Origin of the sequence: Streptomyces africanus (assembly GCF_002150735.1) — a bacterium.
Classification (GTDB): Bacteria; Actinomycetota; Actinomycetes; order Streptomycetales; family Streptomycetaceae; genus Streptomyces; species Streptomyces africanus.
In genome coordinates this window covers 1-21,157 of record NZ_MUKA01000180.1, presented here as the reverse complement: position 1 = coordinate 21,157, position 21,157 = coordinate 1, and the positions used below count along the sequence as shown (strand labels likewise).

At 69.8% G+C, this 21,157-nt stretch carries 26 protein-coding genes, 1 tRNA gene and 1 riboswitch; of the genes, 19 read left to right on the top strand and 8 right to left on the bottom strand.

Translation table 11 applies throughout. The annotated features are described in order from the left end of the window. Positions 1–8: 8 nt before the first annotated feature. Positions 9–1,355 (bottom strand): nicotinate phosphoribosyltransferase, encoded by a 1,347-nt coding sequence (locus CCL05_RS21885; RefSeq protein WP_086562181.1) that lies wholly within the window; start codon positions 1,353–1,355, stop codon positions 9–11. Positions 1,356–1,453: 98 nt separating this feature from the next. Here CCL05_RS21885 and clpS point away from each other — a divergent pair, with 98 nt between their 5' ends. From clpS to CCL05_RS21850, 7 genes are all read left to right on the top strand, one after another. Beyond that, positions 1,454–1,771, top strand: a complete 318-nt coding sequence (gene clpS / locus CCL05_RS21880; protein ID WP_020270284.1) for an ATP-dependent Clp protease adapter ClpS — start codon at positions 1,454–1,456, stop codon at positions 1,769–1,771. Positions 1,772–1,804: 33 nt separating this feature from the next. After that, positions 1,805–2,413 carry a DUF2017 domain-containing protein gene (locus tag CCL05_RS21875; RefSeq protein ID WP_086562180.1) on the top strand — a complete coding sequence of 203 codons (609 nt, stop codon included), beginning with the start codon at positions 1,805–1,807 and terminating at the stop codon, positions 2,411–2,413. A 340-nt stretch (positions 2,414–2,753) separates the two neighbouring features. Continuing rightward, positions 2,754–4,178, top strand: a complete 1,425-nt coding sequence (locus CCL05_RS21870) for an amino acid permease (protein ID WP_086562179.1) — start codon at positions 2,754–2,756, stop codon at positions 4,176–4,178. A 134-nt stretch (positions 4,179–4,312) separates the two neighbouring features. Further along, complete coding sequence (locus tag CCL05_RS21865) at positions 4,313–4,735, top strand: M67 family metallopeptidase (RefSeq protein WP_010039980.1); 423 nt, start codon at positions 4,313–4,315, stop codon at positions 4,733–4,735. Between the two features lie 108 nt (positions 4,736–4,843). Continuing rightward, positions 4,844–4,939, top strand: coding sequence for a putative leader peptide (locus tag CCL05_RS47300; RefSeq protein WP_317926516.1), 96 nt, complete (start codon positions 4,844–4,846; stop codon positions 4,937–4,939). 114 nt (positions 4,940–5,053) lie between these two features. After that, a complete protein-coding gene (locus tag CCL05_RS21855) occupies positions 5,054–5,332 on the top strand; it encodes a MoaD/ThiS family protein (protein ID WP_086562178.1) in 279 nt (92 codons plus the stop codon). A 6-nt stretch (positions 5,333–5,338) separates the two neighbouring features. Continuing rightward, positions 5,339–6,289, top strand: a complete 951-nt coding sequence (locus tag CCL05_RS21850; protein WP_086562177.1) for a PLP-dependent cysteine synthase family protein — start codon at positions 5,339–5,341, stop codon at positions 6,287–6,289. Positions 6,290–6,346: 57 nt separating this feature from the next. Here the strand turns inward: CCL05_RS21850 and CCL05_RS21845 are convergent, their stop codons facing one another. Further along, the gene (locus CCL05_RS21845) at positions 6,347–6,790 is read right to left on the bottom strand and encodes a type II toxin-antitoxin system PemK/MazF family toxin (protein WP_086562176.1); all 444 of its coding nucleotides are present in this window, start codon (positions 6,788–6,790) and stop codon (positions 6,347–6,349) included. A gap of 213 nt (positions 6,791–7,003) precedes the next feature. Here CCL05_RS21845 and CCL05_RS21840 point away from each other — a divergent pair, with 213 nt between their 5' ends. Continuing rightward, positions 7,004–7,756: an MBL fold metallo-hydrolase gene (locus tag CCL05_RS21840; RefSeq protein ID WP_086562175.1), complete on the top strand. Its 753-nt coding sequence runs from the start codon at positions 7,004–7,006 to the stop codon at positions 7,754–7,756. 70 nt (positions 7,757–7,826) lie between these two features. Here the strand turns inward: CCL05_RS21840 and CCL05_RS21835 are convergent, their stop codons facing one another. Continuing rightward, positions 7,827–9,089, bottom strand: a complete 1,263-nt coding sequence (locus CCL05_RS21835; RefSeq protein ID WP_086562174.1) for a PTS transporter subunit EIIC — start codon at positions 9,087–9,089, stop codon at positions 7,827–7,829. Between the two features lie 285 nt (positions 9,090–9,374). On the opposite strand from CCL05_RS21835, the gene CCL05_RS21830 reads away from it, so the two are divergent. From CCL05_RS21830 to rdgB, 4 genes are all read left to right on the top strand, one after another. After that, a complete protein-coding gene (locus tag CCL05_RS21830; RefSeq protein ID WP_086562173.1) occupies positions 9,375–9,608 on the top strand; it encodes a PTS sugar transporter subunit IIB in 234 nt (77 codons plus the stop codon). A 113-nt stretch (positions 9,609–9,721) separates the two neighbouring features. Beyond that, positions 9,722–10,459, top strand: coding sequence for a ribonuclease PH (gene rph, locus CCL05_RS21825; protein WP_086562172.1), 738 nt, complete (start codon positions 9,722–9,724; stop codon positions 10,457–10,459). A gap of 142 nt (positions 10,460–10,601) precedes the next feature. Continuing rightward, a complete protein-coding gene (locus CCL05_RS21820; RefSeq protein ID WP_086562171.1) occupies positions 10,602–11,000 on the top strand; it encodes a hypothetical protein in 399 nt (132 codons plus the stop codon). Between the two features lie 157 nt (positions 11,001–11,157). Then, on the top strand, positions 11,158–11,760 hold the full coding sequence (gene rdgB / locus CCL05_RS21815) for an RdgB/HAM1 family non-canonical purine NTP pyrophosphatase (RefSeq protein ID WP_086562170.1): 603 nt from the start codon (positions 11,158–11,160) through the stop codon (positions 11,758–11,760). A gap of 45 nt (positions 11,761–11,805) precedes the next feature. On the opposite strand, the gene CCL05_RS21810 is transcribed toward rdgB, so the two are convergent. The 4 genes from CCL05_RS21810 to bcp form a co-directional block, all read right to left on the bottom strand. Continuing rightward, a tRNA-Leu gene (locus CCL05_RS21810) sits at positions 11,806–11,880 on the bottom strand. A gap of 15 nt (positions 11,881–11,895) precedes the next feature. Continuing rightward, on the bottom strand, positions 11,896–12,390 hold the full coding sequence (locus CCL05_RS21805) for an HNH endonuclease (protein ID WP_107400497.1): 495 nt from the start codon (positions 12,388–12,390) through the stop codon (positions 11,896–11,898). After that, positions 12,387–13,031 carry an HNH endonuclease signature motif containing protein gene (locus CCL05_RS21800; RefSeq protein ID WP_086562169.1) on the bottom strand — a complete coding sequence of 215 codons (645 nt, stop codon included), beginning with the start codon at positions 13,029–13,031 and terminating at the stop codon, positions 12,387–12,389. Before CCL05_RS21800 ends, CCL05_RS21805 begins: the two co-directional genes overlap by 4 nt. Before the next feature lie 149 nt (positions 13,032–13,180). Next, complete coding sequence (bcp, locus tag CCL05_RS21795) at positions 13,181–13,648, bottom strand: thioredoxin-dependent thiol peroxidase (protein ID WP_086562168.1); 468 nt, start codon at positions 13,646–13,648, stop codon at positions 13,181–13,183. Between the two features lie 95 nt (positions 13,649–13,743). Here bcp and CCL05_RS21790 point away from each other — a divergent pair, with 95 nt between their 5' ends. The 3 genes from CCL05_RS21790 (at position 13,744) to CCL05_RS21780 (ending at position 14,953) form a co-directional block, all read left to right on the top strand. After that, the gene (locus CCL05_RS21790) at positions 13,744–14,073 is read left to right on the top strand and encodes a DUF3618 domain-containing protein (protein WP_086562167.1); all 330 of its coding nucleotides are present in this window, start codon (positions 13,744–13,746) and stop codon (positions 14,071–14,073) included. Between the two features lie 44 nt (positions 14,074–14,117). Further along, positions 14,118–14,474, top strand: coding sequence for a GroES family chaperonin (locus CCL05_RS21785; protein WP_010040015.1), 357 nt, complete (start codon positions 14,118–14,120; stop codon positions 14,472–14,474). Positions 14,475–14,531: 57 nt separating this feature from the next. After that, positions 14,532–14,599: riboswitch (guanidine-III (ykkC-III) riboswitch) on the top strand. 33 nt (positions 14,600–14,632) lie between these two features. Next, positions 14,633–14,953, top strand: coding sequence for a DMT family transporter (locus CCL05_RS21780; protein WP_086562166.1), 321 nt, complete (start codon positions 14,633–14,635; stop codon positions 14,951–14,953). A gap of 1 nt (position 14,954) precedes the next feature. Here the strand turns inward: CCL05_RS21780 and CCL05_RS21775 are convergent, their stop codons facing one another. Continuing rightward, a complete protein-coding gene (locus tag CCL05_RS21775) occupies positions 14,955–17,360 on the bottom strand; it encodes a transglycosylase domain-containing protein (RefSeq protein WP_086562165.1) in 2,406 nt (801 codons plus the stop codon). Positions 17,361–17,786: 426 nt separating this feature from the next. Between CCL05_RS21775 and CCL05_RS21770 the strand changes: the two genes are divergently transcribed. From CCL05_RS21770 to CCL05_RS21755, 4 genes are read left to right on the top strand one after another with little or no spacing between them, the layout of a single operon-like run. Further along, on the top strand, positions 17,787–18,587 hold the full coding sequence (locus CCL05_RS21770; protein WP_167409592.1) for an ABC transporter permease: 801 nt from the start codon (positions 17,787–17,789) through the stop codon (positions 18,585–18,587). Continuing rightward, positions 18,580–19,401, top strand: a complete 822-nt coding sequence (locus tag CCL05_RS21765; RefSeq protein WP_086562163.1) for an ABC transporter permease — start codon at positions 18,580–18,582, stop codon at positions 19,399–19,401. The genes CCL05_RS21770 and CCL05_RS21765 overlap by 8 nt, the downstream gene beginning before the upstream one ends. 5 nt (positions 19,402–19,406) lie before the next feature. Then, entirely contained in the window at positions 19,407–20,402 is a 996-nt protein-coding gene (locus CCL05_RS21760) for an ABC transporter ATP-binding protein (RefSeq protein ID WP_244204349.1), read from the top strand. Between the two features lie 33 nt (positions 20,403–20,435). Next, complete coding sequence (locus CCL05_RS21755; RefSeq protein WP_086562161.1) at positions 20,436–21,110, top strand: DUF1707 SHOCT-like domain-containing protein; 675 nt, start codon at positions 20,436–20,438, stop codon at positions 21,108–21,110. Positions 21,111–21,157: the final 47 nt, after the last annotated feature.

The window sequence follows — 21,157 nt, the reverse complement described above, 5'->3', positions numbered from 1 at the left end:
GACAGGACCTAGCTACCCGAGGCGCCGTGCGCGTACTCCGTCGGAATGACGGGCTCCCCGCGCGAGAGCTGCGTCGCCGACATCGGGAGCCCCGCGCGCGCCGCCGTGTGCCGGTCCCGCGCCGCGTCCAGCGGCTCCCGGGCGACGACCTCGCCGCCCTTGACCAGTTCCACGAGCAGCTGCCGGTCCGCGAGCTCCGCCGGCACCGGCCCGGTGCCGATCACCTCGGCCTCGGCGACCCCGTAGGAGTCCAGCCGCCGCGCGGCCCACTTGCGTCCGCCGACGGACGTCTTGCCCCCGGTGGACTTCTTCGCCACCGGCACCAGCGGCGCGTTCGGCTCCGCGGACTCGGCCCGGGCGACCAGCTTGTAGACCATCGAGGACGTCGGGTGCCCGGACCCGGTCACCAGCTGGGTGCCGACGCCGTACGCGTCCACGGGCGCCGCCGCCAGCGAGGCGATCGCGTACTCGTCCAGGTCCGAGGTCACGACGATCTTCGTGTCGGTCGCGCCCAGCTCGTCCAGCTGCTGCCGCACCCGGTGGGCCACCAGCAGCAGATCGCCGGAGTCGATCCGCACGGCCCCGAGCCCGGGTCCGGCGACCTCCACGGCCGTGCGGACCGCCTCGGCGACGTCGTACGTGTCCACCAGCAGCGTCGTGCCCCGCCCGAGTGTGTTCACCTGGGCCTGGAAGGCGTCCCGCTCGCTGTCGTGCAGCAGGGTGAAGGCGTGGGCGGAGGTGCCGACGGTGGGGATGCCGTAGCGGAACCCGGCGGCCAGGTCCGAGGTGGTCGCGAAACCGCCCACGTACGCGGCCCGGGACGCCGCCACCGCCGCCAGCTCGTGCGTGCGCCGGGCGCCCATCTCGATCAGCGGCCGGCCCCCGGCGGCCGACGACATGCGCGAGGCCGCCGCGGCGATCGCCGAGTCGTGGTTGAGGATCGACAGGATCACGGTCTCCAGCAGCACGCACTCGGCGAAGGAGCCCTCGACCCGCATGATCGGCGAGCCCGGGAAGTACACCTCGCCCTCGGGGTAGCCCCAGATGTCCCCGCTGAAGCGGTAGCCGGCGAGCCATTCGAGGGTCTGACCGCCGACGATCTCGCGCTCGCGCAGGAAGTCGAGGACGCCCGCGTCGAAGCGGAAGTTCTCCACCGCGTCCAGCACCCGCCCGGTGCCCGCCACGACGCCGTAGCGGCGCCCGTTGGGCAGGCGCCGGGTGAAGACCTCGAACACGCTCCGCCGGTCGGCCGTGCCCGCCTCCAGGGCGGCCCGCAGCATCGTCAGCTCGTACTGGTCCGTGAAGAGCGCCGTCGAGGGAACATCCACCGGCAGCCCAAGGTCCGCTGTGTTCATGACGTGAGATCGTACCCCCATTTCGTCAGTTTGACGATTTGCGGCAAGGCCCCCGGTTTCCAGGCCCATTTGTGCGACTACCCCCCTCGGGTGGCAGCATGGGCAGTGTGACGTCACCCGCGCCCCTGGAGATCGAACGGACCGAGTCGGCGGAGGAGGTATTCGCCGTACCGGAGCCGGACCTCCCCTGGGTCACCATCGTCCACAACGACCCGGTCAACCTCATGAGCTATGTGACGTACGTCTTCCAGACGTACTTCGGCTACTCCAAGGACAAGGCCACCAAGCTCATGCTCGACGTCCACCACAAGGGCCGGGCGGTCGTCTCCAGCGGCAGCCGCGAGGAGATGGAACGCGACGTGCAGGCCATGCACGGCTACGGCCTGTGGGCCACCCTCCAGCAGGACCGCAAGTAGGCCAGCTCCCCGCCCAGCAGCGAAAAGGCGTTCATGCCCGGAACCTTCGAACCGCTTCCCGGCGGCGGCGCTGCCGTCGCCCTCGACGACGTCGAGATCTCCATCATCCGGTCGCTGGCCGTCCAGCTCCTGGAGCTCATCGGCCCCGGCCCGGCCGAGGACGCCCCCGACGACCCGCTCGCCGAGCTGTTCGCGGAAGGCCCGAGCGAGCCGCCCGCCGACCCGGTGCTCAGGCGCCTGTTCCCGGACGCCTACAGCGACCCCGAGCAGCCCGCCTCGCCCCGGGACGCCGAGGAGCAGCGGGCGTACTCCGCCGAGTTCCGCCGCTACACGGAGAACGACCTGCGGGCCGGCAAGCGGGACAACGCCCTCGCGGTGATCCGCTCCCTGGACGCGCTCTCCTCGGCCTCGGCCGGCGAGGGCGGCGCGGTGCTGAAGCTGTCGGTGGAGGAGTCCCAGCAGTGGCTGTCGGCCCTGAACGACCTGCGGCTCGCGATCGGCTCGCGGCTGGAGATCACCGACGAGGAGGACACCGACCTCCTCTACCGCCTCCCGGACGAGGACCCGCGCAAGCCGATGGTGATGGCCTACCTGTGGCTGGGCGGACTCCAGGAGACGCTGGTCGGAACCCTTATGCCCTGATCCGTGCAGGTTCTGTGACCGCCGGGTGACCGCTCGGTGTTCGCTCAGAGGACGCTCAAATCCGGATAACGATCGCGTCACCGTGCTCGCCTTCTATGCCGCGGTGGGCTGCGTTTTGTCCGGTTTCCCTGTGTAGTGCGTCACAATCCCCCCGGGTGATCAGTGGTGCGGCCGTGATAAATCTTCACGACCGCCCGGCCGACACCACCCGAATGTCCGGCCGGGTGCGCCACCGAGCCGACGACCGTCGGCCAGGCACCGCTCCATTCATCCGGGGGGATCGAGACCCGATCCGAGGCCGACGAAGGTCCGGGTCGGCATGGAGAAAGGCGCACCACACATGACCTCTGCGCAGGTCGACACGGAAAACGTCCCCGAAGAGGGGTACGAGCGCGGACTCGGCAGTCGCCAGGTCCAGATGATCGCGATCGGCGGCGCCATCGGCGTCGGCCTCTTCATGGGTGCCGGAGCGAACATCGCCAAGGCCGGCCCCAGCATCATCCTCATGTACGCCCTCGCGGGCGTAGTCATCTTCTTCATCATGCGGGCGCTGGGCGAACTGCTCCTCTACCGGCCCGTCTCCGGCTCCTTCGCCGAGTACGCACGCGAGTTCCTCGGCCCCTTCTTCGGGTTCGTCACGGGCTGGACGTACTGGCTGATGTGGGTGGTCACCGGCATGGCCGAACTGACGGCCGCCGCGATCTACATCAACTTCTGGTTCCCGGAGATCCCGCAGTGGGTCAGCGCCCTGGTGTTCCTCGTGGTGCTCTTCGGCGTCAACCTGATCTCCGTCAAGATCTTCGGCGAGGTCGAGTTCTGGTTCTCGATGATCAAGGTCACGGCCATCATCGGCATGATCGTCATCGGTCTCGGCGTGCTCACCCTCGGCTTCTCCGACGCCGGTGACACCGCCACCGTCTCCAACCTCTGGTCGCACGACGGCTTCTTCCCGAACGGCATCGGCTCCAGCCTGATGACGCTCCAGGGCGTCATGTTCGCCTACCTCGCCGTCGAGCTCGTCGGCGTCACCGCGGGCGAGTCCGAGAACCCCGAGAAGACCCTGCCCAAGGCCATCAACACCCTGCCCTGGCGCATCATCGTCTTCTACGTCGGCGCGCTGCTGGTGATCCTCTCCGTCGTCAAGTGGACCGAGTTCTCCGCCGGCGAGAGCCCGTTCGTCCACGCCTTCGGCGAGATCGGCATCCCGCTCGCCGCGGGCATCGTCAACTTCGTGGTGCTCACCGCGGCCCTGTCGTCCTGTAACTCGGGCATGTACTCGACCGGCCGGATGCTGCGCGACCTGGCCGCCAACAGCGAGGCGCCGCAGGCGTTCGGCAAGCTCAACGCCCGCAAGACGCCCGCCGTCGGCATCACGGTCTCCGTGGCGCTCATGGGCATCGGCGTCGTCCTGAACTACGTCGTCCCGGAGAAGGCGTTCCTCTACGTCACCTCCGTCGCCACCGCGGCCGGCATCTGGACCTGGATGATGATCCTGGTCAGCCACATCCGCTACCGCGCCGCCGTCGACGCGGGCCGGCTGCGCGCCTCGGCCTTCCCCGCCCCCGGCGGGGCGCTCTTCAGCTGGGTCGCGCTCCTCTTCCTCGTCGGCGTGACCTGCATGATCGCGTACGACAAGGACGCGCGGGTCTGCCTGTACGTCGCGGCCGGCTGGGCCGTCGCCCTGGCCATCGGCTGGGCGGTCCTCAAGAGCCGCAACCCGCAGATCGCCGAGCGCCGCGACCCGGAGTTCGAGAAGGTCGGCTGACCACCCCGCCAGGACGTCCAGCCGCCGGGAGTACTCGTGGCACCCCCGGCGGCTGCCGCTCAGGATGTCCGGCATATGGGCCGTTCCGTACCATCCATCGGTACGGAACGGCCCTTCTGCTTATCCTGACGAACATGCTGACCATCACCCAGGCCCTCGTCGACCAGATCGTCGCCCACGCGCGCAAGGACCACCCCGACGAGGCGTGCGGCGTGATCGCGGGCCCCGCGGGCTCGGACCGCCCCGAGCGCTTCATCCCCATGCTCAACGCGGCCATGTCCCCCACGTTCTACGAGTTCGACTCCGGCGACCTGCTCAAGCTCTACCGCGAGATGGACGACCGTGACGAGGAGCCGGTGGTGATCTACCACTCCCACACGGCGACCGAGGCCTACCCCTCCCGCACCGACATCTCCTACGCCAACGAGCCCGGCGCGCACTACGTCCTCGTCTCCACGGCCGACACCGACGGGGCCGGAGAGTTCCAGTTCCGCTCCTTCCGGATCGTCGAGGGCGAGGTCACGGAGGAGGAGGTCGAGATCGTCGAGGCGTACTGAGCGGATATGGACGGGGCTGAACAGGCCGGTCTCACTCTCCGGCCCGAAATCGTCCGCGATGTGGGATCACATTCCAGAACCCGGACCGGGAATCGATACGATGAGCCCATGGTTTTCCACGACGTGAGCGACAAGACGCCGGGCACGCTGCTCGTTGCGCGGCTGCACGTCGACCTGTGCAGGCTCGCCAGCGCCATCTGTTGACGCCGACCCCTGCCGCCGTACGGCCGTGAGCCGCGGCGCTGCACACACGCACCACCCCGCTGTTCCTGCGCTGCCGCGCGCCCGACTGACTACTCCCGACAGGAGCCCTGAGCCATGGCCATCGAGGTCCGCATCCCGACCATCCTCCGCCAGTACACCGACGGTCAGAAGGCGGTGGAGGGCAGCGGTGACACCCTCGCCGAGCTGTTCGCCGACCTCGAGACGCGGCACGCCGGCATCCAGGCCCGCATCGTCGAAGGCGACCAGCTGCGCCGCTTCGTCAACGTCTACCTGAACGACGAGGACGTGCGCTTCCTCGACGGCATCAACACCAAGCTGACGGACGGCGACAACATCACGATCCTGCCGGCCGTCGCCGGCGGCATGGTCTGATCACCGATGCGATACGACTCACCCCTGGCCGCGGTCGGCAACACCCCCCTGGTGCGCCTGCCGCGGCTGTCGCCGTCCGCCGACGTCCGCATCTGGGCGAAGCTGGAGGACCGCAACCCGACCGGATCGGTCAAGGACCGCCCCGCCCTGTACATGATCGAGCAGGCGGAGAAGGACGGCCGCCTGACCCCGGGTTGCACCATCCTGGAGCCGACGTCCGGCAACACCGGCATCTCCCTGGCCATGGCGGCGAAGCTAAAGGGCTACCGCATCGTGTGCGTGATGCCGGAGAACACCTCGCAGGAACGGCGCGACCTGCTGGCCATGTGGGGCGCCGAGATCATCTCCTCCCCGGCCGCGGGCGGCTCCAACACCGCCGTGCGCGTCGCCAAGGAGCTCTCGGCCGAGCACCCGGACTGGGTGATGCTCTACCAGTACGGCAACCCGGACAACGCGGGCGCCCACTATGCGACGACGGGCCCCGAGATCCTCGCGGACCTGCCCTCCGTCACCCACTTCGTGGCGGGCCTCGGCACCACCGGCACACTCATGGGAGTGGGCCGCTACCTGCGCGAACACAAGCCGGACGTCCAGATCGTCGCCGCCGAACCGCGCTACGACGACCTGGTCTACGGCCTGCGCAACCTCGACGAGGGCTTCGTCCCCGAGCTGTACGACGCCTCGGTCCTCACCAGCCGCTTCTCGGTCGGCTCGGCCGACGCGGTCACCCGCACCCGCGAACTGCTCCAGCAGGAGGGCATCTTCGCCGGCGTCTCCACGGGCGCCGCGCTGCACGCGGCGATCGGCGTCGGCAAGAAGGCCGTCAAGGCCGGCGAACAGGCCGACATCGTCTTCGTCGTCGCCGACGGCGGCTGGAAGTACCTGTCGACCGGCGTCTACACGGCGACCACGACGGAAGAGGCCATCGAAACGCTCCAGGGCCAGCTCTGGGCGTAACCCGACGGCAGACCACCCAAGGAAGGGCCGGAGTGAGAACTCCGGCCCTTGTGCGTGTCACCCGGCCAGATACCGGACCTGGTCCCACAACGCCGGGTCCACCACCCCGATCCGCCGCCTGAAGCCCCACACCGGGACCTCCCGCAGCTCATCCGTCTCCAGGAAGCTCGCCCGGCCCTGGGAGTCGCCGACCGAGCCCGGAGGCAGGGGGATCACGCCGGTGCGCTCGTGCCGGAACCGGGTGGTGATCTTCGCGACCGTCGCCCGCTCCCCGCGCACCGCCAGCACCAGGCACGGCCGGTCCTTCGTGCGCGCCTCGTCCTCGTAGGGGACGTCCGCCCACCAGATCTCCGCCGGCTGCGGCAACCCCGCCACCGCCGCGGCCGCGGCCGCCGTCCGGCCCCGCCGCGCCGACGACCGCCGCCCCCAGCCGTCGACGAGCGTGGCGACGAGCGCGAGCAGTACCACCGCGGCGAGCGCCAGCCACCAGGACGTGTCCATACTGAGACGTTACCGGCGCCATCCCTCCCCCGCGCCCCTCTCCCGAGGATCACCCCCCGGCGCTGCCAGCCGAACCGGTGACAGCACAGGTGAGTTCGCCCACAACAGCCCTTGGCGGAGGAGCTACCGGAGGTTTTGCGCCTTACGCTCGACGCACCGCACGACCCCCGACGCCCCTCTCAGACATTTCCCGCCAGCGGAGGTTTCTGCTACATGAAGCTCACCGTCGTCGGCTGCTCGGGGTCGTTCCCGTCCGCGGAATCGGCCTGCTCGAGCTACCTCGTCGAGGCCGACGGCTTCCGGCTGCTCCTCGACATGGGCAACGGTGCCCTGGGCGAGTTGCAGCGCCACTGCGGTCTCTACGACCTCGACGCGATCTTCCTCAGCCATCTGCACGCCGACCACTGCATCGACATGTGCGCGTACTTCGTCGCGCGCTACTACCGCCACGACGGCGGCCGCTGCGACCCGCTCCCCGTCTACGGACCGGAAGGCACGGAACACCGGCTGACCACCGCCTACGCGGACACCCCCTCCGCCTCCTCCATGAGCGAGGTCTTCGACTTCCACACGGTCAAGCCGTCCACCTTCGAGATCGGTCCCTTCACGGTGCACACCGAGCGGGTGGCCCACCCCGTGGAGGCGTACGGCATCCGCGTCGAACACGACGGCAGGACCCTGACGTACTCCGGCGACACCGGCGTGAGCCCCGCGCTGGACGAACTCGCCCGGGACGCCGACCTGTTCCTGTGCGAGGCGGCGTTCACGCACGGCAAGGAGAACATCCCCGACCTGCACCTCAACGGTCGCGAGGCGGGCGAGACGGCGGCCCGGGCAGGGGCCCGGCGCCTCGTCCTCACCCACATCCCGCCGTGGACGGACCCGCAGGCCAACCTGGACGACGCCCGCGCGGTGTACGACGGTCCGGTGGCCCTCGCGGCGCCCCGGCAGACGTACGAACTCTGAGCACCCGAGCACGACGAGGCCCCGGAACCGAAGCGGTTCCGGGGCCTTCAGCGTGTGCGGCGTGTGCGGGCTACTTCGCCTCCGCCTTCTGCAGCTCGGCGAGTTCCTCGTCGGACTCGCGGCCCGGCGTCGGCAGGTTGAACCTGGTGATCGCGAAGCGGAAGACCACGTAGTAGACCGCCGCGAAGCACAGGCCCACCAGGGCCAGGCCCCACGGGTTGGTCGCGATGCCCAGGTTCAGGAAGAAGTCCACCGCACCGGCCGAGAAGCCGAAGCCGTCCTTCATCCCCAGGGCCCAGGTCAGCGCCATCGAGACACCGGTGAGCACGGCGTGGATCGCGTACAGCACCGGGGCGATGAACATGAAGGTGAACTCGATCGGCTCGGTGACGCCCGTGACGAACGAGGTCAGCGCGAGGGAGATCATCATGCCGCCGACGACCTTGCGGCGCTCGGGCCGGGCGCAGTGCACGATCGCCAGGCAGGCGGCCGGCAGGGCGAACATCATGATCGGGAAGAAGCCGGTCATGAACTGTCCGGCGCTCGGGTCGCCCGCCAGGAACCGCGCGATGTCGCCGCTCTTGCCCTCGTAGGTGCCGGCCTGGAACCAGGGGAAGGAGTTCAGCAGGTGGTGCATGCCGATCGGGATCAGCGCGCGGTTGGCGACACCGAAGATGCCCGCGCCGACGGCCCCGGAGCCCACCAGCCACTCGCCGAGGTTGTGCAGGGCCGTGCCGAGGACCGGCCATATGTAGCCGAAGACGATGCCGATGACCAGGCCCGCGAAGGCCGACAGGATCGGCACCAGGCGGCGGCCGCCGAAGAAGCCCGCCCAGTCGGGCAGCTTGGTGCGGTAGAAGCGCTGGTAGAGCAGGGCGACGACGAGGCCCATCACCACACCGCCGAGCACCTTGGCGTCCACCGGCGCGTCCGTCATGACGACCTTGCCGTCGACCGCCGTCGCCACCTTGGGCAGGTTCGGGTCGGTGAACGTGGCCAGCACGTTCTTGAAGACCAGGTAGCCGACGACGGCGGCGAGAGCGGTCGAGCCGTCCGACTTCTTCGCGAAGCCGATCGCGATGCCCACGGCGAACAGCAGCGGCATGTTGTCGAGGATCGCGTTGCCGCCCGCGGTCATGAAGCCCGCGATCTTGGTGATGAACTCCGGGAACGACTCCCGCCCCAGCATGTCGGTGTTGCCGAGGCGGACCAGGAGCGCGGCGGCCGGCAGCACGGCGACGGGCAGCATGAGGCTGCGGCCGATACGCTGCAGGACCGCCATCACCGCAGACCCCTTCCTCGGGCTCGCGGGCGCGGCTGTGGCTGTGGACATGAACTTCCTCCATGGGGCACGGCGCCGCCCAGGAAGAGTTCGACGGGGGACGGCGGCGTCTCAAAAGGGGAACGCGGTCTCCACCGCGCGACCTCCACCAGTGAGTGGTGTAGACCAGTTGTAGCACGGTAGGCCGAACGAGTGGAACCCACGAATTCCGCCCGCCTGCGACGAACCGGAGGCCACGGCCCCCGGCCCCTTTGTGAAGAGGCGGGCTCGTGGTGTAGACCTGTTGCGCCCACTGTGGGTTACTGCGACAAAGCGGTTCGATCAGGGAGAACGAACATGGCCACAAAGGCTGAGAAGATCGTTGCCGGGCTCGGCGGCATCGACAACATCGAAGAGGTCGAAGGCTGCATCACCCGCCTGCGGACCGAGGTCGTGGACCCCTCCAAGGTCGACGAGACCGCCCTGAAGGCCGCCGGCGCCCACGGCGTCGTCAAGATGGGCACCGCCATCCAGGTCGTCATCGGCACCGACGCCGACCCCATCGCCGCGGAGATCGAAGACCTGATGTGAAGCGCGGGGATCGTCCCGGGCTTCAACCCCTGACAGACCCCCGAGGCCGACCGTACGGGCCCCTCCCCACCGCGGGAGGGGCCCCTTCCGCAGGTACGGATAGGCTCAGCGGCATGTCTCGAATCGACGGCCGCACCCCCCAGCAACTCCGCCCGATCACCATCGAACGCGGCTGGAGCAAGCACGCCGAAGGCTCCGTCCTCGTCTCCTTCGGCGACACCAAGGTCCTCTGCACCGCCTCCGTCACCGAAGGCGTCCCGCGCTGGCGCAAGGGCAGCGGTGAAGGCTGGGTCACCGCCGAGTACTCCATGCTGCCGCGCGCCACCAACACCCGCGGCGACCGCGAGTCCGTCAAGGGCCGCATCGGCGGCCGCACCCACGAGATCAGCCGCCTCATCGGCCGCTCGCTCCGCGCCGTCATCGACTACAAGGCACTCGGCGAGAACACCATCGTCCTCGACTGCGACGTTCTCCAGGCCGACGGCGGCACCCGCACGGCAGCCATCACGGGCGCCTACGTCGCCCTGGCCGACGCCGTCGCCTGGGCCCAGCGCAAGAAGCTGATCAAAACCGGCCGCCAGCCCCTCACCGGCACCGTCAGCGCCGTCTCCGTGGGCATCGTCGCCGGCGTCCCCCTCCTCGACCTCCGCTACGAGGAAGACGTCAAGGCCGACACCGACATGAACGTCGTCTGCACCGGCGACGGCCGCTTCGTCGAGGTCCAGGGCACCGCCGAGGCCGAACCCTTCGCCCGCGACGAACTGAACGCCCTCCTCGACCTCGCCGTCGCCGGCTGCACAGAACTCGCCGCCCACCAGCGCACCGCGCTTGATACCGTCCTCGAAAAGTAAAGGACGCACCAAGACGGGTGCTCGGCACGGGCAACCGCGCCGAGCACACTCGCGTCTGAAGGAGTACGGGCGCACGGCTCATCCCTGTGCGTCCGGCCAGCCACACGGGCCGCCCGGCCCGACCGACGAGAGGGACCGCTCCATGGCCGCGAGCCGCCGACGCCGCACCGCAGCCGTCGCCGCCACCCTGGCGGCCGTCGCGCTGACCGCCGGACTCACCACCGGCTGCGCCGCCGTCGACAAGGCGCTGGACTGCGTCCAGACCGCCGACGCCATCGCCGACAGCGTCACGGAACTCCAGCAGGCCGTCGACAACGCCGCGAACGACCCGACGCAGCTCGACGAGTCCCTCGACTCCATCGACAAGAACCTCACCAAGATCGGCGACAAGACCGACAACGCGGACGTCAACAAGGCCGTCGACGACCTCAACAAGGCCGTCGGCAACGTCCGTACGGCGGTCAAGAACGGCGACGAGACACCCGACATCAGCCCGGTCACGGACGCGGCGGGCGAACTGACCAAGGTCTGCACGCCGTAGCGCTGCGCTGGCTGGGCCGGGCTTCTCGTCTGCCGGGTTTCGGTCGGGGCCAGATGCGGGTCCGTCGTGGTTGATCGCGCCCACGCGGCGGAGCCGCATATGTCACAGCCCCGCGCCCCTGACGGGGCGCGTCCTGGGCCCGGCAATACTGGGGGCCATGAGTCGTCTGATCCTCGCCACTCGTAACGCCGGAAAGATCACCGAGCTCCGGGCGATCCTCGCCGAAGCCGGGCTGCCGCACGAACTCGTCGGCGCCGACGCCTACCCGGACATCCCCGACGTCAAGGAAACCGGCGTCACCTTCGCGGAGAACGCGCTGCTGAAGGCCCACGCCCTGGCCCGGGCGACGGGCCTCCCGGCCGTCGCCGACGACTCGGGCCTCTGCGTCGACGTCCTCAACGGCGCCCCCGGCATCTTCTCCGCCCGCTGGTCCGGCCGCCACGGCGACGACAAGGCCAACCTGGATCTCCTCCTCGCCCAGCTCTCCGACATCGCCGAGGAACACCGTGGCGCCCACTTCGCCTGCGCGGCGGCACTGGCCCTGCCGGACGGCACGGAGCGGGTGGTGGAAGGCCAACTGCGCGGAGTCCTCCGCCACGAGCCGACCGGCACGCACGGCTTCGGCTACGACCCGATCCTCCAGCCGGAGGGCGAGACCCGGACCTGCGCGGAACTGACTCCGCAGGAGAAGAACGCGATCAGCCATCGGGGGGAGGCGTTCCGGGCGTTGGTGCCGGTGGTGCGGGAGCTGCTCGGCTGACGGCATGGAGAAGGGCGCCCCACTGAGTGGTGCGCCCTTCGTGGATGAGCCCGGTGGGACTCGAACCCACGACACACCGGACCTAAACCGGCGCCCTCTTGCCTGCTGGGGTACGGGCCCACAGCGCTGCCTACTCTACTTGGCCTGGCGGACCGCTCGGCGGCCTCCTCGGCACCACGTCCTGGTGATCGCGTGGCAATTCGAGCACAGCAGCCGCAGGTTTTCGCGCCGGTCGTCGCTCCAGTACCCGTTGATGTGATCGACCTCCAGCGTCATGGACTTGCCGAGCCACTCGGGGCCGATGCCACACCGTGCGCACCGCTCAGGCACGCCAACGGCTGCGAGCGCGCGGCGCAACAGCGAGGTGCTGGTCCTGCGCTCGCCGTCGTGCCGGACCAAAATCTCCTCGGGGCGCTTGGCCGGGATGGTTCCCGGTTTGCCCCGGTTGTGTGCCTGTCCCAGAAAATGCGCCGTGTCGATGTGCTGCTGGCTGATCCACTGGCGCACCATCGCTCGCTGCCCGCCGTTGTCCGGCCGTCCAAGGTGCCGCAGCACCTCTGCGAGGGAGACGGACTGGGCGACGGCGATGCGCAGTTCCTCGGGAGTGGGCCGGGCTCGCCGCCTGCTCATGAGGCACGTTCCTTCGCGCGTCCCTTGCCCCGTCCTCTGTAACTGTCCGCTGTGGAATGGCAGTTGGGGCAGAGCAAGCGCAGGTTGTCGATGCGGTTGTTGCGCCAGTCGCTGTCGATGTGATCGACCTCGAGCGGCAGTGGTTCGCCGCGCCACACCGCCTCGACCCCGCAAAGGGAGCAGCGTTCTTCCACTCCCTGCCCGAGCATTGCCCGCTTGAGTCGATTACTCGCAATGCGCCGGGCGCTGTCGGACGGTTGCTTGACGAGCAGACTTCCTGGCCTCCGTCGAGGCTTACCGCGCCCCGTCACCTGGAAGTGCGACGTGTCGATCCCGTACGCCTTGATTTTGCGGCTGATGTGCGTGTGATGCCCCCCGACCACCTCCAGCCCGAGGTGCCGCAGGACCTCGACCATGTTCGTCGACGCCGCCACCGCCCGCTCAAGGACATCCCTCGTCCACTTCACCCCCTCCCGCTCGAAGTGCGACACGTCCACCCCCAGCTTCTTCATCCGCCCGTGCACATACCGCCGCGTAGAACTCTTCGGATCCACCCCCAGCCGCACCAACGCCTCAGACAACGTCCGCGCCCCCCGAGCCGCCTCCTCCAGCCGCTCCCTGGTGTACGCACTCGCCCCCATCGCGCCCCTCCGTCACTCCACCCTCGACCACCCATTCGTGATCTCGCACGGAGTAACGAACCGTTTATCGGACAGTCACGCCCGAAATGCGGAACGGCTCGTACCGGACCACTCCGGTACGAGCCGTTCCAGAAATCGGGCAGGGGACCTCAGATCCCCAGATCCTTGATGATCTTCGCTACGTGACCCGTCGCCCGGACGTTGTACAGCGCGCGCTCGACCTTGCCCTCCTCGTCCACGACGATCGTGGAGCGGATGACGCCCATGTAGGTCTTGCCGTAGTTCTTCTTCTCGCCGAAGGCGCCGTAGGCGTCCAGGACCCGCTTGTCCGGGTCGGCCAGCAGCGTGACCTTCAGGGACTCCTTGTCGCGGAACTTGGCCAGCTTCTCGGGCTTGTCGGGGGAGATGCCGATGACGTCGTAGCCCGCGCCCGTCAGCAGCTCCAGGTTGTCCGTGAAGTCGCAGGCCTGCTTGGTGCAGCCGGGGGTGAGGGCGGCCGGGTAGAAGTACACGATGACCTTGCGGCCCTTGTGGTCCGACAGGGACACCTCGGTGCCGTCGGCGTCGGGCAGGGTGAAGGCGGGGGCCACGTCCCCCGGCTGGAGTCGCTCGCTCATCGGACCAGCCTAACCGGGGGTCGGGACAGTGCTATGAGCCGTGGAGCTGACAGACTGTCCGGCACAGGCTTCATACCGACTTCGGAGGCGACACGGTGGCGGACACGGCGGACACCAGGACCCCGGCGCAGATCGAGGCGGACATCAGGCGCCGCCGCGCGACCCTGGCCGAGACCCTCGACGAGATCGGGGTGCGGGTGCACCCGAAGACCATCGTCGGGGACGCCAAGGCCAAGGTCGCGTCCAACATCGATCACACCCTCGGGCGGGCGTACGTGGAGGTCAACCGGGCCGTCACGGACGTGCGCGCCCGGTTCGTGGACGAGGACGGGGCGCCGCGGCTGGAGCGGGTCGTGCCCCTCGCGCTCGTCGTCGTCGGCGTGGTCGGGCTGCTGGCCGTCAGCACGCGGCGGCGCAAGGGCTGACCCGACCGCGTACGTCCACGGGGAAGACAGGTAGGTTTCAAGGCGTGAGCGCCAAGAGAAACGAGCACAGCACCCATCCCGACAAGCTGCCCATCCGGATGCTGCACGACCGCGTACTCGTGCGGCAGGACACCAGCGAGGGCGAGCGGCGTTCCGGCGGCGGCATCCTGATCCCCGCCACGGCGGCGGTCGGCCGGCGGCTGGCCTGGGCCGAGGTCGTCGCGGTGGGGCAGAACGTACGGACCGTGGAGCCGGGCGACCGGGTTCTGTTCGATCCGGAGGACCGCGCCGAGGTCGAGGTGCGCGGTATCGCGTACGTGCTCATGCGCGAGCGTGATCTGCACGCCGTGGCCGCGGACCGGTTCGAGGGCTCGGAGGACTCGACGGGCCTGTATCTGTAGATCCGGCAGCAGCACCCGAAGGGGCCGGTGACGAGAGTCACCGGCCCCTTCCGCGCTGCTTTGTTACGTTGGAGGAACCCCCGACGAGACGCGCCGTACCGGGACGAAGGCAAAGACGACGCACCACACCGTCAGCCCGTTTCCCGGAGGTGCCCGTCATGGCCTGGGTTCTGCTCGTCGTCGCCGGTCTGCTCGAAGTCGGCTGGTCCGTCGGTATGAAGTACACCGACGGGTTCACGCGCCCGCTGCCCAGCGTTCTCACCGGCGCCGGCATCGTCGCCAGCATGCTGTTGCTGTCCCGGGCCGCCAGGACCCTGCCCATCGGTACCGCCTACGGCGTGTGGGTGGGCATCGGGGCGGCCGGTGCGGCGGTGTTCGGCATGGCCGTGCTGGGGGAGCCGGCCACCGCCGCCCGGATCTTCTTCGTGTGCCTGCTGCTGGTCGCCGTCGTGGGGCTGAAGGCGACCAGCGGTCACTGATCTATTCGCGGCGGGCGCCCTGCGGGACCACGCCCCAGCCGGGGCCCGTCGGGCCGCCCGTCGCGCCGCCGTCGGACGCGTCGCCGCCGCCTTCCGTCGTGCCGCCGTCGGTCGTGCCGCCGTCGGTGGCGGTGCCGCCGTCCCCGGTCCCGCCGTCCGCGGTGCCGCCGCCGGTCGGGGACTCGCCGCCCGTGCCGCCGTCGGTGGTGCCGCCGTCGGTCTGGCCTTCGGTCTGCCCCTCGGGTGCGCTCGGGGACTGGCCGGGCGTCTGGGTGCCGGTCTCCTGGCCGCCGGTGGATGTGCTGCCGCCGTCGGTGGTGCCCGTGGTCGGGTCGGCCGGGGGCTCGGTGTCGGGGGCCTGGGAGACGTCGGCGCCGGGCTGGAGCCTGAGGTCGAAGTCCTTGACGGGCTTGCCCTTGAGGGCGTCCTGGGTGAACTGCGTCCAGATCTCCGCGGGCGGCCCGCCGCCGTTGACGCGGTCCAGGCCCATCACTCCGTACAGCGATTTGTGGGCGGCGGTGACCGGGTCCTGGCCCATGACGGAGACGACCGTGGCCAGGTCGGGGGTGTAGCCCGCGAACCAGGCCGCCGTGTCCTCCTCGGCGGTGCCGGTCTTGCCGGCGACGGGGCGGCCCGCGCCCTGTGCGGCGGAGGCCGTGCCGTTCTGGACGACGCTCTGCAGCATCGAGGTGGTGGTGTCGGCGGCTTCGCGGCTCACGGCCTGCCGGGTGCGCCGCTCGGGCAGGTCGACCGGCGCGCCCTCCTTGGTGACCTTCTTGACCATCGTGTACGTGCCGTGCCGGCCGTGATTGGCGAGCGTGGCGTACGCCTCCGCCATGTCGAGGACGCTGGCGGTGGCCGTACCGAGCGCGATGGCGGGGCCGTCGGCGAGGTCGGGGGTGTTCTCGGGGATGCCGAGGTCGATCGCCGTCTGCTTGACCTCCGGGGGGCCGACGTCGGCCGCCATCTGTGCGTACACCGAGTTGACGGAGCTGTCGGTGGCCTCGGTGACGGTGATGTCGCCGTAGGAGTGCTGGTCCTCGTTCTCGGGGGCGTAGGGGTCGCCGGTCCAGCCCTGGACGGGGCGCTTGTTGGTGCCGTCGTAGATCGTGTTCGGGGTGATCATGCGGCCGTCCTGGGTCTCCGAGTGGTTCTCGACGGCGGCGGTGAACACGAACGGTTTGAAGGTGGAGCCGACCTGGAAGTCCCTGCGGGTGGCGTTCGGGGTGTACTGCTTGACGTAGTCGATGCCGTTGTACATCGCCACGACCTCGCCGGTCTTGGGGTCGACGGAGGCGCCGCCCGCGCGGACGTAGCGGTCGACCTTGTTGTTCTTCTTGTCGAGCTTGTCGATCAGCTTGTCGTTGACGGCCTTCACGAACGCGTCCTGCCGGGGCTTCTGGAGCGTCGTGGTGATGCGGTAGCCGCCCGCGTCGAGCTGCCCCTCGTCGATGATCTTGTTCTGGGTGAGGTAGTCCTTGACGGTCCGCACGATGTAGCCGCGCTGTCCCGACATGCCGGTGGACAGGGTGGACTCCTTCGGCACCGGGAACTTCATGCCGGCGCGCTTCGACTCGCTGAGCCAGCCCTTCTTGACCATGCCGTCCAGGACGTAGTTCCAGCGGGCTTCGGCGGCCTTGCGGTTCTCGGGGTGGGCGACGACGTCGTACTGGCTGGGCGCGTTGACGAGCGCGGCGAGGTAGGCGGAGCGGGCCGGGTCGAGGTCCGTGGCGTCCGTGCCGTAGTAGGCCTGGGCGGCGGCCTGGATGCCGTAGGCGTTGCGGCCGAAGTAGCTGGTGTTGAGGTAGCCCTCGAGGATGTGGTCCTTGCTGACCTCGCGGTCCAGCTTGATCGCGATGAAGAATTCCTTGGCCTTGCGCGTGATGGTCTGGTCCTGGCGCAGGTAGTAGTTTTTCACGTACTGCTGCGTGATCGTGGAGCCGGACTGCTTGCCCTTGCCGAGGGCGGTGTTCCAGGCCGCGCGGAGCATGGCCTTGGGGTCGACGGCGGACTCGGTGTAGAAGTCGCGGTCCTCGGCGGCCAGGATCGCGTGCTGGGCGTCCTTGGAGATCCGCGGGAGGGTGACGTTCTCCCGGTTGATCTCGCCGTCGCGGGCGATCACCGAGCCGTCCGCGTACAGGTAGACGTTGGCCTGCTTGGTGGCGAGCGCGTTGGCCGGCGGGATCTGCACCAGTGAGTAGCCGAGGAAGAAGCCGCCGACCAGCAGCAGGGCGCCGATGATGAACGCGCCGAGCGTCATGCGCCAGGTCGGGATGATCCGGCGCCAGCCGGTGCGCTTGGGTTTCCCGGCAGGCGTGGCCTGCGGCGTGGCCGGGTCGCCGTCCGCCTGCGGCTCTCTCGGTGCCCAGCCCGGTGTCGGCTGCTGCGGCTGCGGCTCGTCACTCATGTCGTGCTCGGACTCCTGTTTCGCGTCGTACGTCGTTCCCGTACGTCTCTGCTCGCTCTTGCGCCCCTGTGATGAAGACTGTCCCATCCGGCGATCAGTTCCCTGACCGAGGGCCGTGTCGAAAGCCGGGCGGCGCGCGGGCGGACGCCCAGCCGAACGCAGGGTGAAGTGAGCCGTCCTGCGCGCCTGTTCGGAGCGCGATCTTGCGTGCGCGAGTTTCGCCTGAAGGGGACACGGCGACGATGCGACTGCTCGCCCTGGCCACGGGCGCCTCGGCCCACGCGGACGCAACGGATCGTACCGTCTGGGCCGGTGCGCACTCGCCCCGCGGCGCCCGATCCGGTCCTCGAAAATGCGTGGCACGCGTGATCGCCGGTCCACTAGGCTCCTGCGCTTCGGTGCCCGGCGGCGAGGAGGGCTGTGGATGTGGGCTCGGGACGGTTGTACCTGGCCGTCGCCGCCGGGGGTTTCAGGCGGTACGCGACGTACCGGGCGGCCACGGTGGCCGGGGTGTTCACCAACACGGCCTTCGGCGTCATCCTCGTCTACACGTACCTGGCGCTGTGGGACGAGAAGCCGCATCTGGGAGGGTACGACCAGGCGCAGGCCGTGACCTATGTGTGGCTGGGGCAGTGCCTCTACGCGACCCTCGCCATCCAGGGCGGCGGCGCCGAGAAGGACCTGATGGAGCGCATCCGCACCGGCGAGATCGCCGTCGACCTGTACCGGCCGGCCGATCTGCAGCTGTGGTGGCTGGCGGGCGACGTGGGGCGGGCGCTGTTCCAGATGCTGGGGCGGGGCGTCGTCCCCTTCACGTTCGGCGCGGTCTTCTTCCCCATGGCGCTGCCGACGTCGGTCACGCCCTGGGCGGCCTTCGTGGTCACGCTCCTGCTGGCGGCGGTGGTCAGCTTCGCGCTCCGCTACCTGGTGGCCCTGAGCGTGTTCTGGCTCATGGACGGCATGGGCGTCAACCAGGTGCTGATGATCACGGGGATCTTCTTCTCCGGCATGGTGCTGCCGCTGAACGCCTTCCCGGGCCTGCTCGGCGACATCGTGCGGGTGCTGCCGTGGGCGGCGCAGATCCAGATGCCGGCGGACGTGCTGATGGGGGAGACCGACCCGCTCGGGGCGTTCGCCTTCCAGGCGGCGTGGGCGGTGGCACTGCTCGCGGCGGGGCGGCTGCTGCAGTCAGCTGCGACGCGGCGGGTGGTGGTGCAGGGTGGGTGAGCGCAGTGCCCTGCTGGAGGGGCTGCGGGCCTACCGGCTGATCGCCGGGATGTGGATGCGCTCCAGCATGACCTACCGCACCTCCTTCGTCGTCACGGTGGTCGGCAACCTGCTGGTGACCGGCCTGGACTTCGTGGGGATCCTGCTGATGTTCTCGCAGGTCGACTCGCTGGGCGGCTGGTCGCTGCCCGAGATCGCCTTCCTGTACGGGCTGTCGGTGACGGCGTTCGGGATCGCCGACCTGGTGCTCGGCTCGATGGACGTCCTGGGCGCCCGGATGCGCGACGGGTCGTTCGACATCCTGCTCGTGCGTCCCGCGCCGGTGCTCGCCCAGGTCGGCGCCGACCGCTTCGCGCTGCGCCGCCTGGGCCGGATCACGCAGGGCGCGGTGGTCCTGGGCTGGGCCCTGGTCTCGGTCGACGTCGACTGGAGCGCGCCCAAGGCGCTGCTGGTGCCGGTGATGGTGGTCAGCGGCGCGGCGATCTTCTCGGCGGTGTTCGTGGCGGGCGCGGCCTTCCAGATCTTCGCCCAGGACGCCGCCGAGGTGCAGAACGCGTTCACGTACGGCGGGACCACGCTGCTGCAGTATCCGCCGAGCGTGTTCGGGAAGGACCTGGTGCGCGGCGTGACCTTCATGCTGCCGCTCGCCTTCGTCAACTGGGTCCCCGCCGCCTATGTGCTGGGCCGGCCGTACCCGATCGAGCTGCCCCGGTGGGCGGTCTTCGCGTCGCCGCTGGTGGCGGTGGCCTGCTGTGTGCTGGCGGGGATGGCGTGGCGGGTGGGGCTTCGTTCCTACCGGAGTACAGGGAGTTGACGGCGTTGGACGGCGTGGACGGTGCGGACGGCGGGTTCATCGAACTCGACGGCGTCGAGAAGGTCTTCGACGTGCGCAAGAAGACCGGCTTCATGAAGCGGGAACGGCGGCAGGTCCGGGCCGTCGACTCGATCTCCTTCCGGGTGGGACGCGGCGAGATGGTCGGCTACATCGGCCCCAACGGCGCCGGCAAGTCGACCACGATCAAGATGCTGACCGGCATCCTCACCCCGAGCGCCGGCCGGCTCCGGGTCGCCGGCATCGACCCCTCCCGCGAACGCACCCGGCTCGCGCACCGCATCGGCGTGGTGTTCGGGCAGCGTACGACGCTGTGGTGGGACCTGCCGCTGGTCGACTCCTACCGGCTGATGCACCGCATGTACCGGATCCCGGACGCCCGTTACCGCGAGAACCTCGGCCGTCTGGTCGAACTCCTCGACCTGGGCGACCTGCTGGACGTGCCGGTACGGCAGCTCTCGCTCGGGCAGCGGATGCGCGGCGACATCGCGGCGGCACTGCTGCACGACCCGGAGGTGCTGTACCTCGACGAGCCGACCATCGGCCTCGACGTCGTCTCCAAGTCCAAGGTGCGGGAGTTCCTGCGGGAGTTGAACACCGAGCGCGGCACGACGGTGCTGCTGACCACGCACGACCTGCAGGACATCGAGCAGTTGTGCAAGCGGGTGATGGTCATCGACCACGGGAGCCTGATGTACGACGGCCCGCTCGCCGGGCTGCACGAGGCGGGGGAGAGCGAGCGGACGCTGGTGGTGGACCTGGAGCGGGAACTGCCGCCGATCGACGCCCCGGCGCCCGCCCGGGTCGTCCGGGTGGACGGTCCGCGGCAGTGGCTGGCGTTCCCGGCGGCTCAGTCCGCGGCACCGCTCGTCGCGCGGATCGCGGCGGAGTACCCGCTGGTGGACCTGTCGGTGCGGGAGCCGGACATCGAGGCGGTGATCGCGAAGATGTACGCCGAGCAGGCCGAGCGGGCGATCTCGTAGCCCCCGGCGTGGTGAACTCGTAATCTGCTGTGTATGACCGACGACTCAGTCCCGGACCTCCGCGCCTCCGACGCCGACCGTGAACGGGTCGCCGAGATCCTGCGGGACGCCCTCGCGGAGGGCCGTCTCGACATGGCGGAGTTCGAGGAGCGGCTGGACGCGACGTATCAGGCGCGGACGTACGGCGAACTGGCGCCGATCACCCGGGACCTGCCGGCCGCGGGCGTCACGGCGCCCTCCGTGTCCCTGTCCAAGGAGCCCGCCGCAGGCCCGGACGGCTCGCACTGGCCCGGGCGGGTCGTCGGCGGGGAGGGTTCCTCGTCGTGGGCCGTGGCCGTGATGTCCGGCTTCCAGCGCAAGGGGCGCTGGACGATGCCCCGGCGGTTCACCTGCCTCGCCCTGTGCGGCGGCGGGGAGATCGACCTGCGCGAGGCGAACTTCGCGGACCGCGAGGTCGAGATCAACGCGATCGCGATCATGGGCGGGGTGGACGTCATCGTCCCGCCCGGCGTCGAGGTCGTCGTCCGCGGCATCGGCATCATGGGCGGCTTCGACCACCGGGAGGAGGGCGTCCCCCGCGCCCCCGGCGCACCCCGCGTCGTCATCACCGGCTTCGCTTTCTGGGGCGGCGTCGGAGTCCAGCGAAAGCTGACCCGTGCGGAGAAACAACGCCTCCGCGAGCAACGCCGCCGCCAGCTGGAAGGCTAGCCGCCACCGTCTGCGGGCAGTCGTGCCGCTGGGGCGGCACGGGTGGG

Excerpts from the sequence above, each read along its gene's own strand:
- CCL05_RS21885 (WP_086562181.1), bottom strand. The coding sequence starts at position 1,355 with ATGAACACAGCGGACCTTGGGCTGCCGGTGGATGTTCCCTCGACGGCG.
- clpS (WP_020270284.1), top strand. The coding sequence starts at position 1,454 with ATGGGCAGTGTGACGTCACCCGCGCCCCTGGAGATCGAACGGACCGAG.
- CCL05_RS21875 (WP_086562180.1), top strand. The coding sequence starts at position 1,805 with ATGCCCGGAACCTTCGAACCGCTTCCCGGCGGCGGCGCTGCCGTCGCC.
- CCL05_RS21870 (WP_086562179.1), top strand. The coding sequence starts at position 2,754 with ATGACCTCTGCGCAGGTCGACACGGAAAACGTCCCCGAAGAGGGGTAC.
- CCL05_RS21865 (WP_010039980.1), top strand. The coding sequence starts at position 4,313 with ATGCTGACCATCACCCAGGCCCTCGTCGACCAGATCGTCGCCCACGCG.
- CCL05_RS47300 (WP_317926516.1), top strand. The coding sequence starts at position 4,844 with ATGGTTTTCCACGACGTGAGCGACAAGACGCCGGGCACGCTGCTCGTT.
- CCL05_RS21855 (WP_086562178.1), top strand. The coding sequence starts at position 5,054 with ATGGCCATCGAGGTCCGCATCCCGACCATCCTCCGCCAGTACACCGAC.
- CCL05_RS21850 (WP_086562177.1), top strand. The coding sequence starts at position 5,339 with ATGCGATACGACTCACCCCTGGCCGCGGTCGGCAACACCCCCCTGGTG.
- CCL05_RS21845 (WP_086562176.1), bottom strand. The coding sequence starts at position 6,790 with ATGGACACGTCCTGGTGGCTGGCGCTCGCCGCGGTGGTACTGCTCGCG.
- CCL05_RS21840 (WP_086562175.1), top strand. The coding sequence starts at position 7,004 with ATGAAGCTCACCGTCGTCGGCTGCTCGGGGTCGTTCCCGTCCGCGGAA.
- CCL05_RS21835 (WP_086562174.1), bottom strand. The coding sequence starts at position 9,089 with ATGTCCACAGCCACAGCCGCGCCCGCGAGCCCGAGGAAGGGGTCTGCG.
- CCL05_RS21830 (WP_086562173.1), top strand. The coding sequence starts at position 9,375 with ATGGCCACAAAGGCTGAGAAGATCGTTGCCGGGCTCGGCGGCATCGAC.
- rph (WP_086562172.1), top strand. The coding sequence starts at position 9,722 with ATGTCTCGAATCGACGGCCGCACCCCCCAGCAACTCCGCCCGATCACC.
- CCL05_RS21820 (WP_086562171.1), top strand. The coding sequence starts at position 10,602 with ATGGCCGCGAGCCGCCGACGCCGCACCGCAGCCGTCGCCGCCACCCTG.
- rdgB (WP_086562170.1), top strand. The coding sequence starts at position 11,158 with ATGAGTCGTCTGATCCTCGCCACTCGTAACGCCGGAAAGATCACCGAG.
- CCL05_RS21805 (WP_107400497.1), bottom strand. The coding sequence starts at position 12,390 with ATGAGCAGGCGGCGAGCCCGGCCCACTCCCGAGGAACTGCGCATCGCC.
- CCL05_RS21800 (WP_086562169.1), bottom strand. The coding sequence starts at position 13,031 with ATGGGGGCGAGTGCGTACACCAGGGAGCGGCTGGAGGAGGCGGCTCGG.
- bcp (WP_086562168.1), bottom strand. The coding sequence starts at position 13,648 with ATGAGCGAGCGACTCCAGCCGGGGGACGTGGCCCCCGCCTTCACCCTG.
- CCL05_RS21780 (WP_086562166.1), top strand. The coding sequence starts at position 14,633 with ATGGCCTGGGTTCTGCTCGTCGTCGCCGGTCTGCTCGAAGTCGGCTGG.
- CCL05_RS21775 (WP_086562165.1), bottom strand. The coding sequence starts at position 17,360 with ATGAGTGACGAGCCGCAGCCGCAGCAGCCGACACCGGGCTGGGCACCG.
- CCL05_RS21755 (WP_086562161.1), top strand. The coding sequence starts at position 20,436 with ATGACCGACGACTCAGTCCCGGACCTCCGCGCCTCCGACGCCGACCGT.